The sequence below is a fragment of the Lysinibacillus sp. AR18-8 genome (assembly GCF_001705465.1).
GTDB lineage: Bacteria > Bacillota > Bacilli > Bacillales_A > Planococcaceae > Lysinibacillus > Lysinibacillus capsici.
Window position 1 is genome coordinate 139,244 of sequence record NZ_MDGU01000015.1, and the last position, 21,445, is coordinate 160,688.

Genomic DNA, 21,445 nt, shown 5'->3' on the forward strand with positions numbered 1-21,445 from the left:
ATCATCGTGCTACATTCAATTGAAGAAGCCATAGAGGATTTAAGGCAGGGCAATATGATTGTGGTGGTTGATGATGAGGATCGAGAAAATGAAGGAGATCTTCTGGCACTCGCTGAATTCATCACACCAGCAACAATCAACTTTATGGCAACCAATGGTAGAGGTTTAATTTGTACGCCGATTTCGCAGCAGCTTGCACAAAAGCTAGATTTATATCCAATGGTTCAGCACAATACAGATAACCATCAAACCGCATTTACGGTAAGTATCGATCATGTAGAAACAACGACAGGGATTAGCGCCTTTGAGCGTGCGCTAACGATACAAAGAATGATAGAAAAGCAAGCTAAGCCAACTGATTTTCGTCGACCAGGCCATATTTTTCCGTTGATTGCGAAAGAGCAAGGAGTGCTGGAACGGAGAGGGCACACGGAGGCCACTATTGATCTAGCGAAGCTTTGTCATAGCGTACCTGCAGGTGTTATTTGCGAAATTATGGGTGATGATGGGCACATGCTTCGGTTTGAAGAACTAACAAATTACGCTGCACATCATGGCTTAAAAATGATCTCGATAGAAGCATTGGTTGCTTATCGTAAACAATTATCCACTAATAAAACTAAAATTTCTATGTAAAAAGGAGAAGGAACAATGGGTCAAACATTTGAAGCACAATTAATTGGAACGGATTTGAAAATTGCAGTAGTAGTGGGTCGTTTTAATGAGTTCATTACTAGCAAATTATTGGATGGGGCAATGGATGGTTTAACTCGTCATGGGGTTGATTCTGCATCTATTGATGTTGCATGGGTGCCAGGAGCTTTTGAAGTTCCTTTTATAGCGAAACAACTGGCAGAAACGAAGAAATATGATGCTATTATTGGTTTAGGTACTGTTATTCGTGGCTCTACAACACACTATGACTATGTTTGTAATGAATCGGCAAAAGGCATTGCCAATGTGTCATTGTCAACGAATGTACCTGTTATTTTTGGAATTGTTACTACCGAAAATATTGAACAGGCAATTGAACGTGCAGGAACGAAATCTGGTAATAAAGGCTATGATGCTGCAATGTCTGCAATTGAGATGGCAAATCTAAAGAAAATGATTGGATCAGGACAATTTGAATAGTCGTCACAACATTTGTTTCTTTGAATATTTTGAACAACCATGGGAAAAATATGCTTAAGTGTATTTATTGAAGGTGATTGTTTTCATAAATGTACTAATCTTGAGCTGGCTCAGTAGGAGATGAGAAGTATTTCATCAATGGAACAAATTAATTTGAAAATGTTGAAATCACTATTTCAACGCTCTGCTGATGTGATTTTCCAACAATATAATTTTCAGCAATATACAGTACATTTGATAACTTGTGATGCAATGGTCAATGAGCAAATACTTCAAACTGTGGTTGTTCAACGTGTTCAATCTTTGTTAAGCAATGTCACTGAGGACATGCTAGAGAAAGAAATTGAACAGCATTTACACATTCCCTATTTACAAAAGATTTTATCGAAAGAGGATGCGGTAACTAGGGTCTATAAAGGCCATGTTTTACTGTATTTTGAAGAAAATCAATTACTTTATTCTAGTGATATTTCAAAAAGACCCAATCGAGAGCCTGGGGAAACAACATTAGAACTAGTAGTAAAGGGACCTAGAGATGACTTTATTGAAGATGTTTTTACTAATATTGCTTTATTAAGAAAACGATTACCGACTAATTCTTTTAGTGTAGAGACATTAGAAATTGGTAAGCGTTCTAAAACAACCGTAGCCATACTATATATGGAAGACATTGTGAATTTAAATATGCTAGAACAAATTCGACTTCAATTACAAAAAATTGATACGGATATTGTTATCAATGGCGACTTATTAATGGAAAAAATTGAAAAGACAGCGACAATTCTTCCAAGACATGATTATACAGGAAGACCTGATTTTGCTATGCAGGCGTTAATTAGAGGAAGAATACTCTTAATGATTGATGGTGTGTCCTATGCCATAATTACACCTACAAATATTATGTTGCTCTTTAAATCGGCAGAGGATAATGAGTACCCACTCATTGTTAGCTCGATGGAACGATTACTCAGAATTGTCGGTATATTAATAAGTATGCTACTGCCAGGTTTTTGGCTTGCATTGACGACTTATCATCAAGAGCAGCTTCCGTTTCTTCTACTTGCTACGGTTGTAGAATCGAGGTCAGGATTGCCCTTTCCAACCATTCTAGAAATTTTAATGATGCTATTTATGTTTGAATTGTTTCGAGAGGCTAACTTGCGCCTTCCTAGTGCAATCAGTGGCTCAGTTAGTGTGGTAGGGGGACTAATTATTGGGGATGCAGCGATTAAAGCAGGTGTTACAAGCCCCTCAATGATTGTTGTGATTGCCATTTCCAGTATCGCTGCATTTACATTGGTCAATCAATCCTTTGTGACGGCTATGAGTATTTTTCGATTAATCATTATTATGGCTTCGGCGTTTTTTGGTTTATTTGGTTTTTTTATATCCGTGTTTTTCATCCTTTTATACACTGCGAATATGAGAGTCTTGGGAGTGCCATACGTAAACTTTAGTGCCGATTTTGAAAAGGGCAATATACGTAAGTCCCTATTGCGACTATCTCCAAAGGGCTATAGTAAACGACCTACCTTTCTTAAGCCGCAAGATCAAACACGGACTTCAAGTAAAAAATAAGCATATTGTGATGAGATCAGGTATTGTTGATACCTGATCTTTTTTTGATACCTTTGCTTTAGTGGTTTTTTCAATTTTCCATTTAAATAGGAAATGAGACATAAAAAGTTATTACTTATCTTTTTAGTTTACTTTCTTGTCAAGGATTATTAAACTATTTGTTACAGTGTGTAATTTTGGGTATGAATAAAATAAAAATTGATTTTGTGTTTTAATTTATGTAGGATATACAAGCAATGTTTGCTTTACAAACAAAAAATAGAGTTAATTATAATATAATAATATTCTAGAATATTTATAGATGAGGAAGTACCGTTTTTTATGAAAAATAGAAAAATAAAACTAATATTAATTCTATCAACGATTTTATTATGTTTGTTTACAAGTTTAAACATCTTTACATCCTATGTAAAAATAAAAAAGACCGTTGAAGAGTCGATTGCCAATCAAAGCTTAGAGGCAGCCCATTCTATTGCTGCATCCATAGATACTTATGCCTATCAGCAATTTTTAAATAATCCACAGGAAAATGATTATTATTGGAAAGTAAGAAATTATTTAAACGATGCAAGGATAAAATTAGGTGCACTATTTGTTTACACCTTAAAGGTGGATAATCCTGAAGTATCTATAGCCATGATTACAGGGATGCCAAAAGAAATGAAAGAGGGCTTCGGTATTGGCGTGGTTTGTACTGTCCCTGCAAAGCATGTTGAAAAGGCCTATAATGGTGAAACCTATGTTACAGAGGTAATTCATGATTCTGAACATGGGTCTTATTTATCTGTTGGTGCACCCATCAAAGATGATAATGGAACAATTATCGGGTATTTAGGCATTGACATTAGTGCAGATACGCTAAATGGTATTAAGGGTAAAGTCATTGAAGACAACCTATTTAATTTTATTTTTAATGGTGTACTTATTTTAATTGTCATCGGTTCTTTTTTATTTTTACAAAGATGGTATCAAAAAGAGGTAGCGAAGGAAGTTGGCGCTACAGAGGACACATATCTAGCAGAAATCAAAACATTGATTACTTCGGTGTCGTCCCTACGTCATGATTTTACGAACCATATCCAAGTGTTACATGGTTTATTACAATTAGAAAAAACAGATCAGGCAAGACAATATTTATCCTCACTATCAAAAGAAGTTCAGGCGATCAAGTCATTAAAATTAAATATTGATCATCCAGGTTTGTCCATCTTATTGCAAACGAAGAAATTAACGGCTCAAAATCATCATATTGATATGGATTTTACGCTTTCTCAAAATGACTTTAATAAGATTAAAACGACAGATTTAATCAAGATTCTATCCAATTTAATTGATAATGCGATTGATGCTGCTGTTGAATTACCTGAGGAACAACGTAAGATTAAGATTTGCTGTACAGCAGATGAATCTCAGTATGAATTTAAAATTACCAATACTGGGCCAAATATTGCGAATCCCGATCACATATTCAAACAAGGATTTTCAACGAAAAAACATGAGAATGGTAGACTAAGAGGGCAAGGCTTATTTATTGTCAAAGAAATTGTCACTAAATATAATGGTCATATTTCAATTGATTCATCAAAACATTTAGAAACGACTGCTATTGTCAGAATTCCAATAAAATAACAGAAAAAAGCTTCCTACAAAAAGTTGTGGGGAGCTTTTTTCTATGTACAGTACATACATTACAAAGTAGAAAGTGATATGATGAAGGAGATGAAGAAAATGGAAAAGGGTCTCCTAGCGTTATTGAGAAAAGGTGGGCTAACTTTATATGCAAGACACGGAACAGCAACTATTGGTGTAGATCAAGCATATGGTACATTTCAAAGTTGTCAAAATCAACGGAATTTATCCGATCAAGGTCGTAGGGAGGCAATTTATTATGGTCAAATGCTACGCTATTGGCAAATTCCCATCCTTTCCACCATCACTACCAGTCCTTTTTGTAGGACCATTGAAACAGCACGTTTGGCATTTCCCAACAGCAATCTCCAAATTGACCCCTTCTTGTTTGAAATCTTTATGTTAGGTGGCAATCTTCCTACAGTAGTGCAAAGCAGTATATTAACGATTTCTACATCGATGCTGGAAATCATTCCACCTGAGGGCATAAACAACATAATCATTGGGCATAGCTTTCCAAGAAATGTGGGGCTGGGCATCATTTCGAATATGGGGACGGTTGTCATAAAACCTAAAGGTCAAGGACATGGTTATGAGATTGTGAGAAAACTAACCTTAGAAAATCTAGCAGCATTAGATTCCATTTGAAAAGAGGGATTGTATGAAGATTAAAACAGTTGCACAATGTACATTAGATGAAGTATTGAAAGCATGGAACAAAGGCTTTGAAGGTTATTTTATTGAAATTAATATGACAGCAGAAATGTTTTTACAGCGACTAGTGGGGGAAGGCTTATCTTCTGAGCATTCTATTGTCGTTTTTGATCAAGAGGAACCGATTGCCATTGTGATGAATGGCTTTCGTACCATCGATGGCCAAAAAACAGCTTGGAATGGTGGGACTGGTATTTCTCCAGCATATCGTGGTAAGGGTGTCTCGCGCATATTAATGGAGGAAACCCTAGCTATCTATAAGCGAGAAAATGTAGAATTGGGTACGTTAGAAGCCATTAAGGAAAATCAGGTAGCCATTGCCTTGTATGAAAAATATGGCTATGTGGTTGCCAATCAATTACTATTTTTAAGCGGCGAGTATGAAGCCAAGGTAACATCTACAGTAGCCCTTCATATAGCGACCATTCGCCCAGAGCAGCTAGCACATCTATCTTTCTATCGGGAAAATGTTCCTTGGCAGTGTAACTGGCAGAGCGTGAAGCATGGGGAAGCAAAGGTGTTTTATAATGATAACCATGAACCACTTGGCTATATGCTATACAAAACATTGTGGAATGAATATGGTGAGGTGGAGCGTATTCTACTTTATCAAATGGTGATACTAGAGGAAAGTAATGTAGAGTTAATAACACAGTTTTTAGCAAGTATTACAACACATAAAGTCCATTTGACGACAGTGAATTTCTTAGCGAGCAATCCAGCAACGAGCTATTTGTTAAAGCATGGATTAAAGGTGACAACAGAGCAGGTACAGATGACAAAGCAACTATAAGCTTGGTTGTCGTTCAGTATACGAAGTGATAAAAAAGTGGAAATAGAGCAATGAAGTATATAATGCAATCGGACCATGTTTTAAACAGAGAAAAGTAATCTATTATTATAAAACAAGAAGGTACTCCTTATGGTGATGTATACACCATAGGAGTACCTGCTATAAAAGTAATGGACCTATTGATTAGTTTGAGGGTCTTGGGACGCCCCATTATTATTGTTATTTTCAGGATATTTCTGGAGTTGCACCGAATTAATTGATGTGTTCGATAGCGAATAAGTTCCTTTCGCCAAAGTCAGAACCTTAGCAACATATTCTGTAGATGAATCAAGTTGATTACCAAATGCATCTACTGGTTTGCTTAGCGCTTGGCTAACGTTGGAGAGAGGATTCGGTTGAATTCTGGTGCTATTTGGATTGCTAATAGCATCCCCCAATTTGAAACTTTCTGCTTTATCCTTCGGCAACATAAACACTCTATACTCCGTTACGCTTTGACCATTTTTGACATCAAAGCTAATGTTTATATTGTTATATTTATATCCGTCGCCCTGAAGACTGAGTGTTACTTTCTCCACTGATCCAGGGGCTGAAAGGTCTTCCAAAGCAATGTAGGAAGATGGGTAGGATAAGCTATACATTTCCTTAGAATTTCCACCACCTACAGACAAGATATATACGCGATATTCTTGGCCATTCGTTATAAGTCTTCCGTCTGTATCTCTACTATCAGCACCCAATTTCACACTATACAGGCCTTTACTCCAACCTGTATAATTAGTAGCTCTAATAGCTGTATTCAGATCAAAGTCATTTGCCTTTGATGCGGGCACAACTAGAATACGGTAACTATCTATATTTGATTCATCAGAAGGTTTTGTAAACGAAATCTGTAGATCTCGACCATCTCCATAATCACCAACATCGCTAACATTAATATTGCTTACTGCCTGAACGACTTTGCTTTTACTAATTGTAATCACAGGTGAAGGAGAGGATAAAGCGTAGGCATTTAAAGAGTTACCATTTGCAACAGTCAGTACATAGACGCGATAGCTAGTTCCTTCTGTAATAAAATTACCTCGTACATCCCTAATCCCATCCAATGTTCTATTTGCTGCTAAATTTCCACCTTTGCTTTCTGTGATGTAATAAGAGCTACTATTGGCTTGTGAAAGATTAAAGCTACTGTAATATGCAGTTGGTACCATTAAAATCCGATAATGATTAACATTCGATTCATCTGTAGGCTTCGTGAATGTTACTTGCACATCACGGCCATCCCCTTTATCATCGATATCTGCAACATTCAAATTAGTTACAGCTTGCACAGTGAAGTTCTTAGTTAGTGTAACTGTAGACGTTGCGTCAGTTAGCGCATTGTTTCCTAATGTATTTCCATTGGCAACAGTCAGTACATAGATACGGTAGTTCGTACCTTCTTTAATAGTATTTCCGCGCACATCCCGAGTATTTTCAGATAACGCTTGCTCATATGTGGATTTCCCAGATTTATTAACAGTTGTGTAATTGCTGCTGGATACGCTATTAGCATCCGTCAGACTAAAATTATTGTAATTTGCTGTTGGTACCACCATAATTCGATAGTGATTAATAGGTGCCTCATCAACAGCTTTATTGAATGACACAAAGAGGTCACGACCGTTACCATAATCGCTCACATCGCTGGCAATGATATTCGACACTGCACCCACATTGTTGCTAAGCAGCGAAATCATATTGGAGGCTGAAGAAAGCACATTATTTGCAGAGTTATTAGTTACTGCCATAATAAATACACGATAGCTAACGCCATTTTGAATGGCATAACCGTCAGTATCTTTTGCCCCTGCAGAGAGCACCTGAGTAATATTGCTGCCTGTTTTGTTCACTTGTGTGTAATAAGTGCTAGGTAAACTGTTGGCTTTTGTCAATGTAAAGTTCGTATAGTTGTTAGCTCTTACAACAAAAATTCGGTAAGAGTTAACATTAGATTCGTCAGACACTTTGTTGAAGCTAACTCTCAAATCGCGTCCATCGCCAAAATCATTAACATCATCTACTTGTGTAATAGTTGGAGTAGATACAGTAAGCGTTACTGCTAATGAAGCAGGCGAGAGTTTATTCATGCCAGAATTCGTATTACTTACAGACATAACGAACGCTGTGTAGGATTCGTTATTCTTTATAAAGTCACCTGAAGTATCTCGTGTTGAGGAAGACAGAGTTGCTATCAACGTACTGCCGTTGCTTCCTGATTTGTCCACTGTTGTATAATAATTGCTGGATAAATTATTCGCAGTGGTAAGACTAAAATTGTTAGCATCCTTGGTCTTTACTATAAACACACGGTAATTGGAAGTATTGCTATCATTTTGTGGACGAGTAAAGCTAACTGAGACATCACGTCCATCGCCAAAATCGTTAATATCGCTAATCTTCACATTTGTTACTGCGGTAACAGTAGACATGTTTGTTAGAGTAATCTTCGGAGAAGAAGTTGATAATACGCTAGAATAAGAACCTTTACCAATGGCAAGTATATAAACCACATAAGACTGATCATTTTTTATGTAGTCTCCGTCCACATCTCGCGAGTTTTGCGATAAAGTTACGGCACGATTCGCATTTGAAGTCGATACCACCGAATAATTAGAAGAGGAGACTTTAAGAGCTGATGACAAATTAAAACTTTTAGAAGCCTTCACAACCATAACCCGATAATGATCTACATATGATTCTGTAGACGATTTAGAGAAGCTAACCTCAAGATCACGCCCATCTCCCTGATCATTCACATCTCGAACTGACACATTGCTCGCTGGAGCAATACTGATATTACTTGGAGTGTCAGATTTAATAGATACTTGCTGTTTTTCTGAGTTCCAATCAACATCCTGCCCAAGTGCTTCACTGACGAAGCGTACTGGTACCATTGTTCTACCTTTTAATACCTGTGCTGGTACATCAAGCGTTACTGTCTGGTTATTAATAGTAGCTGTCTTCGATTTAATCTTGAGAACTACCGTTGTATCACCTTTTATCCCTGTGACTGTTTGAGTCTTTTGGTCCCAGTTTACGCTTGCATTCAATGCTTCAAAGATCGCTCTAAGTGGTAGCATAACACGTCCTTGAATCATCGCTGGTGGCTGATCGGTTTTTAATTGCACCCCATCCACATTAATTGTGATGGCTTTTGCCGCTTGTGCGGTTGCCGGCTGCAATACTAACGGTACAATAAGTATCACAGCAAAAAGTAAAGTCCATATTTTTTTCATAAATTCCACCCTTCTTCATGCCATTTGAATGACTTAGCATGACATCTAATTTAACGTATGAGCATCCTAAAAGTTTCACCCTTTTACCTTTTGAAGAAAATTTAACCATCATGCAGTTTTGATACTTATTCTGGCTTACTTTCCTTACAAGATGATTGAAAAGAGTAAGGGAATTTTGAGTGGATAACCTCACACTATTCGACGTAGGAGAATTGAATAAAGCAGGTTAAATTGAAGTGTTACAATTTACGGGAAGTGCAATTTTCTTAAAATAACTGCAAGACTGTATGTATATTACCAACTAAATTTTTTATGACATATTTTTTGTACACTTTCACCAAACTAATGGAAAGGCAGAGGAAGGTGAAGAGATGCAACAACCATTTGATGTGGGTGATATTGTTTATATTTTTTACCGCAATCCACATATTCAAGATGTAACGAATATACAGGAAGCGGCAGTCGTTTATCATCCAGAAAAACCAGAGGAGCTAGCTCTATTTTTATTTGAAACCTATTATCCAATCACGAATGACATGGTGATTTTTGCAAGCGAGATGGCGGCTGAACAGGCCTATCACCAGTATTTTCATTAAGGGAGGACTCATATGATAAAGCCATTTACCCCTCAGCTTGTTTATTTTGAGCCAGATGCCCTCCAGTATCCATTAGGTCAGGAGCTAAAAGAGAAGTTTGAGCAGATGGGAATTGAAATTCGCTATACAACTTCCCATAATCAAGTGAGAAACCTTCCTGGAGACAATGATTTTCAAAAGTATCGGGTAGCAAAATCGACCTTAGTAGTGGGTATTCGAAAAACATTAAAGTTTGATACATCTAAGCCCTCAGCGGAATATGCCATCCCATTTGCGACTGGCTGTATGGGACATTGTCATTATTGCTATTTACAAACAACTATGGGCAGCAAACCTTATATTCGGACGTATGTCAATGTCGATGAAATCCTAGAACAGGCCGATCACTATATGGCTGAACGAGCACCTGACATCACTCGCTTTGAGGCATCCTGTACTTCTGATATTGTAGGAATTGATCATCTTACGCATACCTTAAAGCGAGCCATTGAGCATTTTGGACAAAGTGAGCTAGGTCAGTTACGATTTGTAACGAAATTCCATCATGTGGATCATTTATTAGATGCTAAGCATAATGGTCGTACAAGGTTTCGTTTTAGTGTCAATGCTGATTATGTGATTAAGCACTTTGAGCCAGGTACATCACCATTGGAAAAGCGCATTGAGGCAGCGGGGAAAGTGGCAAGAGCTGGATACCCACTCGGATTTATTGTTGCGCCAATCTATCTTCATGATGGCTGGCAGGAGGGCTATTATCATATGTTTGAGCGATTGGACGCTGAATTGCCAAAGGATGTGCGCGATGACATCACCTTTGAATTTATTCAACATCGCTTTACAAAGCCTGCAAAACGAGTGATTGAAAAAAATTATCCAATGACAAAGCTAGAGCTCGACGAGACGGTAAGACGATATAAATGGGGCAAATATGGCATTGGTAAATATATTTATCAAAAAGAGGAAGAGGAAGACATTAAGGAACATTTGTATCGCTATATGCAGAAATTTTTTCCTCAAGCAAAATTAGAATATTTTACATGATAATTAGAGAGAGAACGGCTTGTTTTCTCTCTAAATTAATTGTGCGATATATGGTTCAATATATCGACGATCTTTTAAATCGTTTGGTAAATGGTAAAGAGAGAAATATTGCATTGTCTCTGATTCATTGTAATCAATCACTAAATTACCAAGCACATTTCTTGTATAGAAGACTGCTGTAACGGCGTATAATTCGTCCCCATTCGAAACTTTAAGGTAACAATCCGGACCAGAAAAAACACCTAATAACTGTAAATCTGTGATGGCTAGTCCTGTCTCTTCTTGTACCTCTCTTTTGGCAGTATCCTCTAAGCTCTCGCCTAATTCCATTAAGCCTCCAGGGAGCCCCCAACCGCCATCATATCTTTTTTGTAGTAATATTTCGTTTTCAGTATTAAGAATGAGAACCACCGATCCAGGTAAAATAATTGGTTGGTGTCCTACATACTGTCTTAAAAATTTATAGTATTCCATAATGACACCCCTTTCTCTAAATAGTTTTAATTGGTAAATTCTTCTTAATTATGGTCTTTGTATAATCTGAAAGTCAATGGTAACGCTAACAGAGATTGTTGTGAAGAAGGAGAGAATACTTGAATGGATTCATTTCAACTAAATTGTTGGTCAGAACATGGAGAACTGAAAGTAGTGATGCTTTGTGCACCTTCACTCGTAGATGTAACGGATTTAACAATAGCAGAGCAGGTTGGTTGGAGTGATACGGTCAACCATCAGAAGGCGATGGATAATTTCATGGCATTAAAGACAACATTCGAAAACGCAGGGGTACATGTACTTGATTATGCAAGAGAACTAGCCCACGATCAGCAGCTATTAAGTGAGCAGCTCCTCAATCGTTATTTTGTGCGTGACCTAGCCTGTGTCATTGGGAATCGGCTTTTACTTGGAAATGCTGGAACCTCACTTAGAAAACCAGAGTACCCTCTTGCACATTCACTATTAGAAAAATGGTTTCCACAACAATGGAAAGCTAATTTGCAGCCGCTTCATTCCTTCGAATGTGGAGATTTGTTAATTTTAAATAAAGATGCTGTACTTATTAATCTTGGAATGAGAACTTCGATAGAAGCTATCGAAAGCTTAAAGGAAGGCATTTTTCAAGAGGGGTTTTCTGAAATTGCCATAATTGATTTACCGAAAAGCAATGATACGCTGCATTTAGATATGAATTGTAATGTTGTAAATGCGAATCTGGTTGTTGCTAAAAGCTTTGTACGCCATTTTCCTATTCAGGTGTTAACAGCTCAAAGCAGTCGTTTTGATATGGTAGAGTCATTTTTAAAGCGTCATGGTTTGGATGTTTACTGGCTGAACTCGTATAAGACCATTCCAGACATCAACTTTATTAACCTGAATCCAGAAACACTGTTGATAAGCAAGCAGGCAACACAACAACAATTATTGGCGCATCCACTGCTGAAGAATAAAAACTTGCTTGAAGTTGATGTCACTGAGCTTGAAAAAGGCGGTGGTGGCATTCGATGTATGACATTGCCATTGGTAAGAACGTAACGAAGGGTTGAGAACAAATGACTTCAAAATCAGCTAAAGGAAGTATGGCCTGGTGGCTGCTTTCGCTTCTTGGTATCGGTTGTACTTTGGGCACTGGCTTTTTTCTTGGGACAAGTATGGCCATTCATAAAAGTGGGCCTGCGGTATTAATACCTTTTTTATTAGCGGCCATTTGTACGTATATCGTGTATGATGCACTTGTTAAAATGTCTGTGGAAAATCCAGATAAAGGCTCTTTTCGTACCTATGCCAAGCAAGCCTTTGGACGCTGGGCAGGATTTAGCAATGGCTGGGTGTACTTGATTTCTGAGCTATTAATCATGGGAAGCCAGCTGATGGCGCTCGGCATTTTTACGAAATTTTGGTTTCCGGTGCTGCCCCTGTGGATTGCTGCATCGATTTATGCTGCTATTGGTTTAGTCGTTATTCTCACAGGCATGAAGGGCTTTGAAAATTTCCAAAATATCTTCGGTGCCTTAAAGGCAGCTGCCATCATTATGTTCATTATTGTAGCAGTGGTTATCATCATGAGAGGTACACCATCTACTACAATGGCTTCACTTCAAGCTAATTATGAAGCATTTTTTTCACAAGGACTAAAAGGTATTTGGCTCGGATTACTTTATGCCTTTTATGCCTACGGAGGAATTGAAGTGATGGGTTTAATGGTCATCGATTTGAAAAATCCAAAAGAGGCGCCAAAAGCGGGGAGAATTATGCTGATCGTGATTACCGTTATTTTTATCATGGCCATCGCCCTTGCATTAGTACTCGTTTCGTGGAAAGACTTTTCGATTGATGAAAGTCCTTTTATTACAGCGCTTCAAGGACACCATATCCCTTTTGTGGCAGATATCTTTAATGGTGTGCTAATCATTGCTGGTTTTTCAACAATGGTGGCCTCGCTTTACGCGGTGATCACCATTCTCACTACACTTGCAGAGGATCATGATGCACCGGCAGTCCTTGCAAAGAAAGGAAAAATGAAAGTTCCTTTTCCAGCCTTTTTATTTTTAACGAGTGGGCTAGTAATTACGATTGTAATTGGTTTTTTGATGCCAGAAAAAATCTTTGAATATTTAATTACAGCGGCGGGTTTAATGTTGATCTATAATTGGCTTTTTATTTTAGTGACCTACTGGAAGCTCATGGAGTTAACTAAGTGGGGGCATGTAAAGAATGCTATGGGGATGTTGCTCATTGCTGTGACGGTATCTGGAACTTTAGGTGAAAAAACAAGCAGACTCGGTTTTTATGTGAGCCTGCTCTTTATAGTCTTAATCAGTGTGGCGACCTGGATTGTTGTGAAAAGGCAAAAAAACATTACGTAATGAACCGTTTTCCTGAGACATCCTTAAAAAAGGACATTTGGATGGACTATGGTTATCATCACTTAAGAAGTACTGCTTCCATTCATAACTATCTTCTTGCCCATACCATTTCAAATCTGGATGTCCTGGGACTGTGTCGTAGTCTGCAATCCGCTGACGAATGAGCTTTTTGATTTTTCGCCCAAAGGCTGTGGTGTCGTTTATATCATCGAATATCCAACGGGGTTGAATGGCCATTAATAAAGTGGAAAAATGACGACTCTTTCGCAATTTATGGGCTGGTGTTGCACAAGAGATAAAATAGGGTTCACCATGAAAGCAAAACTCCCATTCATGGTGAGTAGGCTCCATTGGTATTCCTTCAGGCCAATTCATCTCATCCAAATTGGTTAAATTATTTAATATGGACCAAAATAACTGCTGATAATCTGCTACCTCAAAGCTATCTTGCATATCGTGAGGGGTATGAAAGAACACAGTAAGAGTTGTATACTTTCCGAAAGTTCGTGATGCTTTCGTATAGTCCTTTAAGCATTGTGCTAACATTTTAATCGATTGCTCTTCCCGTGGATCCCCGACAAAACTATAGCGCAAATGGTTTGATAAAAAGCCCATTCTTGCTGGTATACACGGAAACGTATTTGCTTCATCCGCAATCGTGGCAGCAAAATCTGTATAGGCTGACCGTTGCCATAATGGAAGTGTATCAAACTGTTCTTCAATCCACTCCCGATCAAACACTACTTCCACTTGAGACTCCTCCTTCTACTCACCTTTATACTATTAAAGAAAAGACAAAGTGGTTACGAATCTGTGGTGCGTGACACTAAAGATTTTTAATGATTCAAGTCAAATTATGGCTAACCTTTTTGCGTGTAAGATGAATAATTCCTTAAAGAAGAATGAGCAGTTTTGGTTTAGAAGTGATCACTCTGAGCAAGGAGATGAGCAATTTGAAGTAAAAGAGAGCGCTTCGAACCAAGAAAAGAACGGCTTTGCATGAAAAGAGAGTGCTTCAAGCCAAGAAAAGAGCGGCTTTGAATCAGAAGCGAGCACTTTAAACCAAAGAAAGAGCGGTAGCGATTGAAAAGTGATCACTTAGAGCAAAGGAAAGAGCGGTTTTGAACAATAAATGATCACTTCGAGCAAAGAAAAGATCGGTTTTGAAAAAAATGATCACTTCAAACCAAAGCAAGAGCAATTTCAGTCAAAAAAGATCTCGCCTCCTGCTTCTCCAATAGTAGCGATCACCACACCCGAAAAGCAGCATGGTCTTAGCCGTTTTGCTGTAAAACCTTTTCCTCTAAAATGGTGAGAGCATGTTGGATGTCCTTTAGATCATCCTGTGTTGCGTGTTGAATAAGCTGTAAAAAGCGTTCTTCGATACAGGCAAATGCCTCCTCCATCATTTTTTCACCCTCTTTGGATAAACGGACATACTGCTTTCTGCGGTCGGCTGTGTCGTTAAATTTTTCAATTAGCTGCCGTTCCTGCAATTTCCGAAGTTCACGGCTTGTGTTGGGTAGGGACATATGCTGACATTCACTGATTTCTGTTGGTGTGACAGGTTGGCTTACTTTAATATATTCAAGAATTTTATATTGTAGCGGTGTAATATTCGCAGTGTTAACATTTTGTGTGAGATCATGTGTCACTTGATGGATTGTGGCTGTAAATGCTACAAACTGATGAAATAAAGCGCTTTTATTCAATGGGATCACCTCTTACTGTCAAGATAACAAATAACTTGTCCTAAAACAATTATCATTTGACAACTAAAATGAAATGAATTATTATTTTGTTATCAAATGATAAGTAACGAGGAGGCGCACAATGAAAACGTTAATTGTTTATACATATCCCAACCATAAAAGTTTAAATTATGCTTTTTTACAAGAAGTGATAAAGGGGTGTCGAGAGAATCCTACCATCGAGGAGATTCAGATACTAGATTTATATGAAGAAGAGTTCGATCCACGCTTAATTTTCCATGAACATAAACGACGTCGTGATATGTATCGGGATCCGAAAATGGAAAAATACCGCCAACAGCTCTCTTGGGCAGATCAAATTGTATTTGTTTATCCGATCTGGTGGGGGAGACCGCCAGCCATGCTGTTAGGATATATCGACCAATTATTTGCAGCAAATTTTGCTTATCGAGATACAAAGGGTTTATTTCCAGAGGGTCTTTTAAAAGGGAAGTCTGTAGTCTGTGTGTCCACGATGAAGGGGCCAACCAATTATCCATTTTTATGGTTAAACAATGCACATAAAATTTTAATGAAAAGGGCGTTGTTTAAATTTGTTGGAATGAAAAAAGTGAAGTTTTTTGAGTTTGGTAATATGGAAAGTAAAAAGGGGAAGCAACAGCAAAAACTAAATAAAGTATATCGATACTTTAGTAAAGTAGCATACTAGAAAAAACAACTCATGCAGACGGGGTTAGTCGTTTGCATGAGTTGCCGTACTGTCGATGGGGACAGTAATCAAAAATCTTGTATATTCTGCTATTTGGCTTTCTACAGCAATGGTTCCATGATGCATCTCAATTATTTTTTTGACAATGGCTAGCCCTAATCCGCTACCGCCATTTCCAGCAGTTCGCGATTGATCGGCCTTATAAAACCTTTCGAAAATATGCTTTTGTTGTTCTTCGGTTAAGCCTATGCCAGTATCTTGAACCCGAACGGTTATCGTGTCGAACTGCTTTTTCATAGATAATGAGATGGTTCCATTGGTAGGTGTAAACTTAATACTGTTTGTCAGTAAATTCATCCAGACTTGATTCATCAAATCCTCATCTGCAGTGATGCTTAGGTTATCAAGATCGAGATCAAAGTCAATCTGTTTGGCTAACCAATTCGGTTCTAGTGCCAGCACAACATTGCGTAATTGTTTATCGAGTCGATAAGTTATAGGTTCAAATGGATGGTGCTGCGATTCTAAGGAAGTTAGCTTGAGCAAATTGTCGCTAATTTTTGATAAACGATTACTTTCTAATTCAATTATAGCTAAATAATGCTGACGTTTTTCTTCAGGTAGGTTAATATTTTTCAAAGCCTTGGCAAAGCCATTAATAGATGTTAAAGGTGATTGAATTTCATGGGAGACATTGGAAATGAACTCCTGACGCATTCTTTCCAGTTCACCTAACTCAACAGCCATATGATTAATACCATGAATCAATTGCCCAAATTGATCCTCCTCATCTGCTCTCAAATCCAGCTGAACATCAAAATCACCTTTTGCCATGCGGCTTAATGCATCTACAATCGTATCCCAATAGTTACGTTGTCGATTTAGTCCGATTAAAAAGATAATGGCAGCTGAACAGGCAAAGAGTGCAAACACCCCAATCACTGTTGCTAGTTGTAGCCAAAATCCATGAGGCTCAGTTCCTAACCGTCCATACAGCCATGAAGTTACATGATAGGAAATAAAAGCGAAAACGGTGTTTGCAATCAGAAACAGGCAAAAGACCAGCGCTAATCTTAACAAGAATCTTCGTTTTCTCATGTGTCTAGTTCCAGGCGGTAACCAAGACCACGAATGGTGCGAATGACAAAGCCACTCGTCTCCTGTGGAAAGCGTTCTCGTATTCTTTTGATATGGACATCAACTGTTCGTTCATCTCCCTCATAGTCGTAGCCCCAGATTTCTTCGATCAACTGTTCACGGGAAAAGGTTTTGCCAACATAGCTTGCAAGTGTAAATAATAGCTCGAACTCCTTCAAACGAAGGAGAATCGTCTCGCCGTTCATTTCCACTTCATGTGTATGGCGATTTAATTTGACATTTCCAGCTTCTACAACTTGAGAAAGGGAGATACGATATCTTTTTAAAATAGACTTAACACGTACGATTAGTTCGGCAGGCTCGAATGGCTTCACAAGATAATCATCTGTCCCTAAATGAAAGCCCTTGATTTTTTGAGAGGTTTCTCCTTTAGCTGTTAGCATAAGGATTGGTAGATCTGTATTGAATGAACGTATTTCCTCACATAATGCCCAGCCATCCATGTTGGGCATCATAATATCCATCACGACCATATCGACTTTCTCAGTGTCTAATTTAGACAGTGCATCGACACCATCGATAGCCTCTATTACTTCTAAGCCCTCGTTTTGCAGAAACACTTTTACCAATTCGCGAATATGTGCATCATCATCCACGACTAATAGTTTTGTCATCTCAACAAACCCCTTTATTCTACGTCTTTAATGCGTAATTGCTGCATGGCAAACTCACGATACATAGCATGTGTTTCAAAGAGTGTTTCGTGTGTACCACAGCCTGTAATATGCCCTTTCTCAATAAACAATATTTGATCGGCATCTACCACTGTCGATAAACGGTGCGCAATGACTAGTGTTGTGCGTCCTTGCATTAAGTTGTCTAATGCTTTTTGTACATAAATTTCTGAATTACTATCTAAGCTTGATGTTGCCTCATCCAGCATTAATATTTGCGGATTACGTAAGAGCGCTCTTGCGATAGAGATACGCTGACGTTGTCCTCCTGAAAGCTTGATGCCTCGTTCTCCAACTTCAGTATCGAACTTATCTGGAAGCTCGTTAATAAATTGATCTGCATAGGCCATTTTAGCCACTTTTTCTAGCTCATCATCTTGCACTTCACGGTCTATACCATAGCAAATGTTTTCTCGAATCGTACCTGAGAGCAGGGCACTTTCCTGCGCTACATAGCCGATTTGACTGCGCCAAGAGTGGAGTGAAAAAGTTTCGATTGGTGTATCTCCTAGTGTGATACTGCCGTTCGTTGGCTGATAATATCGTTCTAGCAGTGAAAATGTAGTTGTTTTACCGCCACCACTTGGTCCAACGATGGCTGTTACTTTGCCTGGCTCAATTGTGAAGTTAATATCGGATAAAATGGGCTCCTCACCATAAGAAAAATCAACATTTTTAAGATAAATGGGTTGATCTACTTTTTCTACTGTTAAGCCTTCTTCAATACGTTCTTCCTCGTATTCAAGCAATGCACTAATTCGTTCTGTAGCACCCATGGCTTTTTGGAGCTGGGTAAAGAACATCGTTAATTGCGTCATTGGCATAATGATTTGGATTAAATATAAAATAAATGCCACCATATCGCCAGCCGTCAGCTCTCCAGAGGAAACACGGACACCACCATAGCCAATAATAGCTACAAGCACAGACATCAGAACGAATGAAATCAGCGGGGAAATCAGTGCATGAATTTTTGCTTCTTTTAAGCCAAATGTAAAGAGATTCGTAATGCCCTTTTTTCCACGCTCATATTCAATTTGCTCAGCATTTGAAGCCTTGACTAGGCGCGTTTCAGGTAAAACTTGATTTAATACAGACGTAAATTTTGCTGTTTCATCTTGCATTCCTTTTGAAATCACAAACATGCGTCGCCCTAACAACATTAAGATCACCATAGCCAGTGGTACGGCAATCAGCATGACTAATGTCATTTTCCAATCTAAAAATAGAAGAATGATAATAGAACCTATTATGGAGATAACGCCAGATAAACAGTTTGCTAAATGCTCTGTTATAAGCTCTTTCACAACCGCCGTGTCATTCGTAACACGGCTCAATGTTTCACCAGTATCATGTTCATCATAATAGGGGATTGGTAAATGCAACAGCTTTCTCCATAGCTGGTCACGTAATTTTGCCACAACATGATGTCCAACTCGATTTAAATAATAGATGGATAATCCACTGGCAATAGCCTGTGCGATAAAGGCAATACCTAGTACAATAATTTGCCAATAATTAAGCGATTCTAACGAAAAGCCATCCACTAATTGTTTTGTAAATAATGGAACAATAAACCCTACACCTGTCGTTGCTAAACTCATCACTAAAGCGATGACAAGTAGCCATATCGGTGGTTCGGCACGTTTTACTAACTGTATAAAACGGCGCCAATCTTTTTGTTTAGACATATCATTTGATGTTTCTTGCAAAGAAATAAGCCTCCTTCATTGTCTGAAAACAATGTATTTCGTTTCTATGGCTTTACTATAGCATGCGTTTATGAACTGAATATGAAATGAATGGTCATCAAAAAAGGTGATGCGATCACCACCTTTTGATACTAGTCTGCAAATTCATCGTGGTATAAAGACTTACCAAGCAAGCGATAGATTCTTAAGGCTAGCTGGATTTGTAACAGCTCCTCATAGCTTTTTAAATCGGTTTTTAAAATTTCTTTAATCTTTTCAATCCGATAAATTAACGTATTGCGATGGATAAACATTTCCTTGGCTGTTTCACTTATATTCATATGATTGATAAAGTAATTTTCTAATGTAAGTAGATAGCTTGTCCCATGTAATAAATCATGCTCAAAGACAGAACCCAAGCTTTCTAAGAAAAAGTCCTTTAGCTGCACTTCATTAATATTCGAATCTAAAAAATGATAAATGGAGTGATCCGCATAATGAGCCACTGCTCCACGCTCTTCGAAGCGGTGCATAAGACGGAGAGCTTCATGTGCCTCTGCAAAGCTTTTATGGACAAAACGTATATGTTTATATTCTTTGCCAATTCCCATTAAGAAAGAGCTTTGCGTATGTTGCTGTACTAATAATTGGAGAATGTTTTCTGCGTATTGCTTTGTTTCATTGATCGTGAAATCTTGTTTGCTGTCTTGCTGTCCAACTAATATAATGATTTGATTGTTGCGATAAAGGCATGTAATTTCCCCATTAATTGTGCTAGAGTGCTCATAAATTAAATTCATACATTTTTTTGCAATATTATCGGTTTCGTATTTTCTAGAAATTAAATCATGCTGGTTTTGCAAATTTTCATGGCTAATAGAGATGACGATGCAATAATATTTATGGTTGATCTTTAAGCCGTGGAGATCGCATAGTGTTTGTAGCGTTTCAAGCGAAGTGATTTTTCCAGTCAATAAATCATCAAAAAACTCTTGTTTAATCTTTAGACGTACACCCTCAATTTCCTTCTGTTTTATCCTTTCTAGTGCCACAATCGTGGAGGCTTGCTCTAAAACGATGAAATCAAACTCATTCAGATCCCGTACAGTTTGCCAAATGACAATATAGCCATAAATATAGTTGGCTACTGCAACAGGAAGAATTCTACATTTTACGGCTAGATCTTCTAATTGATAGATTCGTGTAATGGATTTTTGCATTTCATTGAGATCATTCGGAATGGTATTTATAAAATCCTTTGAAAATGTTGGACGATTCTTCTTTAAATTAATGCCATAGGCAAGGGGCACAGGATTCGTATCAAGATCTGTATAATGCAGTAAATTCCAGTCATTATCTAAAAAAATAATCGGGTTATTAATTGTTTCAGCTAACTTAGAGGAAATAGATTCGATGCCTCCTCCTTCAAGCGCCACCTTAAATAGCGTATTGTGCATGTCCAAAGATTTTCTATTTAATAGATCATAACGGCCAGATGCCTTTTCATTGATAATCGAGATGACCTTGGAAAGGGTGTAATTATAAGGTAACTCTAATAACGGCAATCCATGCTGATTGGCAATATCGATCATGTTTTGAGGCGTCTTTTGTAAATAGCGTCTCATTTTAATAACCAGGCCTGCACAATTGATTTTAGAGATTTCTTGGATAATTTTATTTTGTAAGGCTTCGTCATCTTGGAAGATGTAACCAGTCGTTAACAGTAATTCATTCGGTGTCAGCCAATCAAATGCATCGGGATTTTCGATAATATTCACAAGTGCAATTTCATTGTGAATTCCTTGCTCTCCAGCAACAATTTTAATTCCTTCAAGTGCCTTTATCTCTAATATATCTTTAATTGTTAGCAAATG

The 21,445-nt window shown here is 37.9% G+C and carries 20 protein-coding genes; 12 read left to right on the top strand and 8 right to left on the bottom strand.

Translation table 11 applies throughout. The annotated features are described in order from the left end of the window. Positions 1–6 precede the first annotated feature (6 nt). From ribB to BFM98_RS13535, 6 genes are all read left to right on the top strand, one after another. Positions 7–636, top strand: coding sequence for a 3,4-dihydroxy-2-butanone-4-phosphate synthase (gene ribB, locus BFM98_RS13510; RefSeq protein WP_048390479.1), 630 nt, complete (start codon positions 7–9; stop codon positions 634–636). 15 nt (positions 637–651) lie between these two features. After that, positions 652–1,134, top strand: a complete 483-nt coding sequence (gene ribH / locus BFM98_RS13515; protein ID WP_048389922.1) for a 6,7-dimethyl-8-ribityllumazine synthase — start codon at positions 652–654, stop codon at positions 1,132–1,134. A gap of 138 nt (positions 1,135–1,272) precedes the next feature. Continuing rightward, the gene (locus BFM98_RS13520) at positions 1,273–2,712 is read left to right on the top strand and encodes a spore germination protein (RefSeq protein ID WP_066037652.1); all 1,440 of its coding nucleotides are present in this window, start codon (positions 1,273–1,275) and stop codon (positions 2,710–2,712) included. 321 nt (positions 2,713–3,033) lie between these two features. Continuing rightward, positions 3,034–4,341, top strand: coding sequence for an ATP-binding protein (locus BFM98_RS13525; RefSeq protein ID WP_066037653.1), 1,308 nt, complete (start codon positions 3,034–3,036; stop codon positions 4,339–4,341). A gap of 99 nt (positions 4,342–4,440) precedes the next feature. Beyond that, positions 4,441–4,989, top strand: coding sequence for a histidine phosphatase family protein (locus tag BFM98_RS13530; RefSeq protein ID WP_066037654.1), 549 nt, complete (start codon positions 4,441–4,443; stop codon positions 4,987–4,989). Between the two features lie 13 nt (positions 4,990–5,002). After that, on the top strand, positions 5,003–5,848 hold the full coding sequence (locus tag BFM98_RS13535) for a GNAT family N-acetyltransferase (RefSeq protein ID WP_066037655.1): 846 nt from the start codon (positions 5,003–5,005) through the stop codon (positions 5,846–5,848). A 176-nt stretch (positions 5,849–6,024) separates the two neighbouring features. On the opposite strand, the gene BFM98_RS13540 is transcribed toward BFM98_RS13535, so the two are convergent. After that, a complete protein-coding gene (locus tag BFM98_RS13540; protein ID WP_066037656.1) occupies positions 6,025–9,126 on the bottom strand; it encodes a copper amine oxidase N-terminal domain-containing protein in 3,102 nt (1,033 codons plus the stop codon). A 371-nt stretch (positions 9,127–9,497) separates the two neighbouring features. Between BFM98_RS13540 and BFM98_RS13545 the strand changes: the two genes are divergently transcribed. Next, a complete protein-coding gene (locus BFM98_RS13545) occupies positions 9,498–9,722 on the top strand; it encodes a transcriptional regulator SplA domain-containing protein (protein WP_004232790.1) in 225 nt (74 codons plus the stop codon). A gap of 12 nt (positions 9,723–9,734) precedes the next feature. Then, positions 9,735–10,763: a spore photoproduct lyase gene (splB, locus tag BFM98_RS13550; RefSeq protein WP_048389930.1), complete on the top strand. Its 1,029-nt coding sequence runs from the start codon at positions 9,735–9,737 to the stop codon at positions 10,761–10,763. A gap of 30 nt (positions 10,764–10,793) precedes the next feature. Here the strand turns inward: splB and BFM98_RS13555 are convergent, their stop codons facing one another. Continuing rightward, complete coding sequence (locus BFM98_RS13555) at positions 10,794–11,237, bottom strand: NUDIX hydrolase (RefSeq protein ID WP_048389932.1); 444 nt, start codon at positions 11,235–11,237, stop codon at positions 10,794–10,796. A 123-nt stretch (positions 11,238–11,360) separates the two neighbouring features. On the opposite strand from BFM98_RS13555, the gene BFM98_RS13560 reads away from it, so the two are divergent. Together BFM98_RS13560 and BFM98_RS13565 are read left to right on the top strand one after the other, a co-directional pair. Further along, positions 11,361–12,296 carry an arginine deiminase family protein gene (locus tag BFM98_RS13560; RefSeq protein WP_048389934.1) on the top strand — a complete coding sequence of 312 codons (936 nt, stop codon included), beginning with the start codon at positions 11,361–11,363 and terminating at the stop codon, positions 12,294–12,296. A 17-nt stretch (positions 12,297–12,313) separates the two neighbouring features. Continuing rightward, positions 12,314–13,627 carry an amino acid permease gene (locus tag BFM98_RS13565; RefSeq protein WP_066037657.1) on the top strand — a complete coding sequence of 438 codons (1,314 nt, stop codon included), beginning with the start codon at positions 12,314–12,316 and terminating at the stop codon, positions 13,625–13,627. On the opposite strand, the gene BFM98_RS13570 is transcribed toward BFM98_RS13565, so the two are convergent. Beyond that, positions 13,574–14,377 (bottom strand): YqcI/YcgG family protein, encoded by an 804-nt coding sequence (locus BFM98_RS13570; protein ID WP_016994316.1) that lies wholly within the window; start codon positions 14,375–14,377, stop codon positions 13,574–13,576. The two genes, BFM98_RS13565 and BFM98_RS13570, sit on opposite strands and share 54 nt — an antisense overlap. A 130-nt stretch (positions 14,378–14,507) precedes the next feature. On the opposite strand from BFM98_RS13570, the gene BFM98_RS24430 reads away from it, so the two are divergent. After that, a complete protein-coding gene (locus BFM98_RS24430; protein ID WP_256389911.1) occupies positions 14,508–14,630 on the top strand; it encodes a hypothetical protein in 123 nt (40 codons plus the stop codon). Between the two features lie 271 nt (positions 14,631–14,901). Here the strand turns inward: BFM98_RS24430 and BFM98_RS13580 are convergent, their stop codons facing one another. Continuing rightward, entirely contained in the window at positions 14,902–15,339 is a 438-nt protein-coding gene (locus BFM98_RS13580) for a MarR family winged helix-turn-helix transcriptional regulator (RefSeq protein ID WP_016994314.1), read from the bottom strand. 121 nt (positions 15,340–15,460) lie between these two features. On the opposite strand from BFM98_RS13580, the gene BFM98_RS13585 reads away from it, so the two are divergent. Further along, on the top strand, positions 15,461–16,048 hold the full coding sequence (locus tag BFM98_RS13585) for an NAD(P)H-dependent oxidoreductase (protein WP_054550751.1): 588 nt from the start codon (positions 15,461–15,463) through the stop codon (positions 16,046–16,048). Positions 16,049–16,072: 24 nt separating this feature from the next. Here the strand turns inward: BFM98_RS13585 and BFM98_RS13590 are convergent, their stop codons facing one another. The 4 genes from BFM98_RS13590 to BFM98_RS13605 form a co-directional block, all read right to left on the bottom strand. Continuing rightward, a complete protein-coding gene (locus tag BFM98_RS13590) occupies positions 16,073–17,146 on the bottom strand; it encodes a sensor histidine kinase (protein WP_175400756.1) in 1,074 nt (357 codons plus the stop codon). Then, positions 17,143–17,820, bottom strand: coding sequence for a response regulator transcription factor (locus BFM98_RS13595; protein WP_054550752.1), 678 nt, complete (start codon positions 17,818–17,820; stop codon positions 17,143–17,145). Before BFM98_RS13595 ends, BFM98_RS13590 begins: the two co-directional genes overlap by 4 nt. A 14-nt stretch (positions 17,821–17,834) precedes the next feature. Further along, positions 17,835–19,592 carry an ABC transporter ATP-binding protein gene (locus BFM98_RS13600; RefSeq protein ID WP_066037658.1) on the bottom strand — a complete coding sequence of 586 codons (1,758 nt, stop codon included), beginning with the start codon at positions 19,590–19,592 and terminating at the stop codon, positions 17,835–17,837. A 131-nt stretch (positions 19,593–19,723) separates the two neighbouring features. Then, entirely contained in the window at positions 19,724–21,442 is a 1,719-nt protein-coding gene (locus tag BFM98_RS13605) for a PucR family transcriptional regulator (RefSeq protein WP_054550754.1), read from the bottom strand. Positions 21,443–21,445 lie beyond the last annotated feature (3 nt).

What these genes read in the sequence shown, in the direction of transcription:
- BFM98_RS13585 (WP_054550751.1), top strand. Translation starts at nt 15,461, where the DNA reads ATGAAAACGTTAATTGTTTATACATATCCCAACCATAAAAGTTTAAAT.
- BFM98_RS13595 (WP_054550752.1), bottom strand. Translation starts at nt 17,820, where the DNA reads ATGACAAAACTATTAGTCGTGGATGATGATGCACATATTCGCGAATTG.
- ribH (WP_048389922.1), top strand. Translation starts at nt 652, where the DNA reads ATGGGTCAAACATTTGAAGCACAATTAATTGGAACGGATTTGAAAATT.
- BFM98_RS13545 (WP_004232790.1), top strand. Translation starts at nt 9,498, where the DNA reads ATGCAACAACCATTTGATGTGGGTGATATTGTTTATATTTTTTACCGC.
- BFM98_RS13520 (WP_066037652.1), top strand. Translation starts at nt 1,273, where the DNA reads ATGGAACAAATTAATTTGAAAATGTTGAAATCACTATTTCAACGCTCT.
- BFM98_RS13590 (WP_175400756.1), bottom strand. Translation starts at nt 17,146, where the DNA reads ATGAGAAAACGAAGATTCTTGTTAAGATTAGCGCTGGTCTTTTGCCTG.
- BFM98_RS13560 (WP_048389934.1), top strand. Translation starts at nt 11,361, where the DNA reads ATGGATTCATTTCAACTAAATTGTTGGTCAGAACATGGAGAACTGAAA.
- BFM98_RS13530 (WP_066037654.1), top strand. Translation starts at nt 4,441, where the DNA reads ATGGAAAAGGGTCTCCTAGCGTTATTGAGAAAAGGTGGGCTAACTTTA.
- BFM98_RS13565 (WP_066037657.1), top strand. Translation starts at nt 12,314, where the DNA reads ATGACTTCAAAATCAGCTAAAGGAAGTATGGCCTGGTGGCTGCTTTCG.
- BFM98_RS13525 (WP_066037653.1), top strand. Translation starts at nt 3,034, where the DNA reads ATGAAAAATAGAAAAATAAAACTAATATTAATTCTATCAACGATTTTA.
- BFM98_RS13540 (WP_066037656.1), bottom strand. Translation starts at nt 9,126, where the DNA reads ATGAAAAAAATATGGACTTTACTTTTTGCTGTGATACTTATTGTACCG.
- BFM98_RS24430 (WP_256389911.1), top strand. Translation starts at nt 14,508, where the DNA reads ATGAATAATTCCTTAAAGAAGAATGAGCAGTTTTGGTTTAGAAGTGAT.
- splB (WP_048389930.1), top strand. Translation starts at nt 9,735, where the DNA reads ATGATAAAGCCATTTACCCCTCAGCTTGTTTATTTTGAGCCAGATGCC.
- BFM98_RS13555 (WP_048389932.1), bottom strand. Translation starts at nt 11,237, where the DNA reads ATGGAATACTATAAATTTTTAAGACAGTATGTAGGACACCAACCAATT.
- BFM98_RS13535 (WP_066037655.1), top strand. Translation starts at nt 5,003, where the DNA reads ATGAAGATTAAAACAGTTGCACAATGTACATTAGATGAAGTATTGAAA.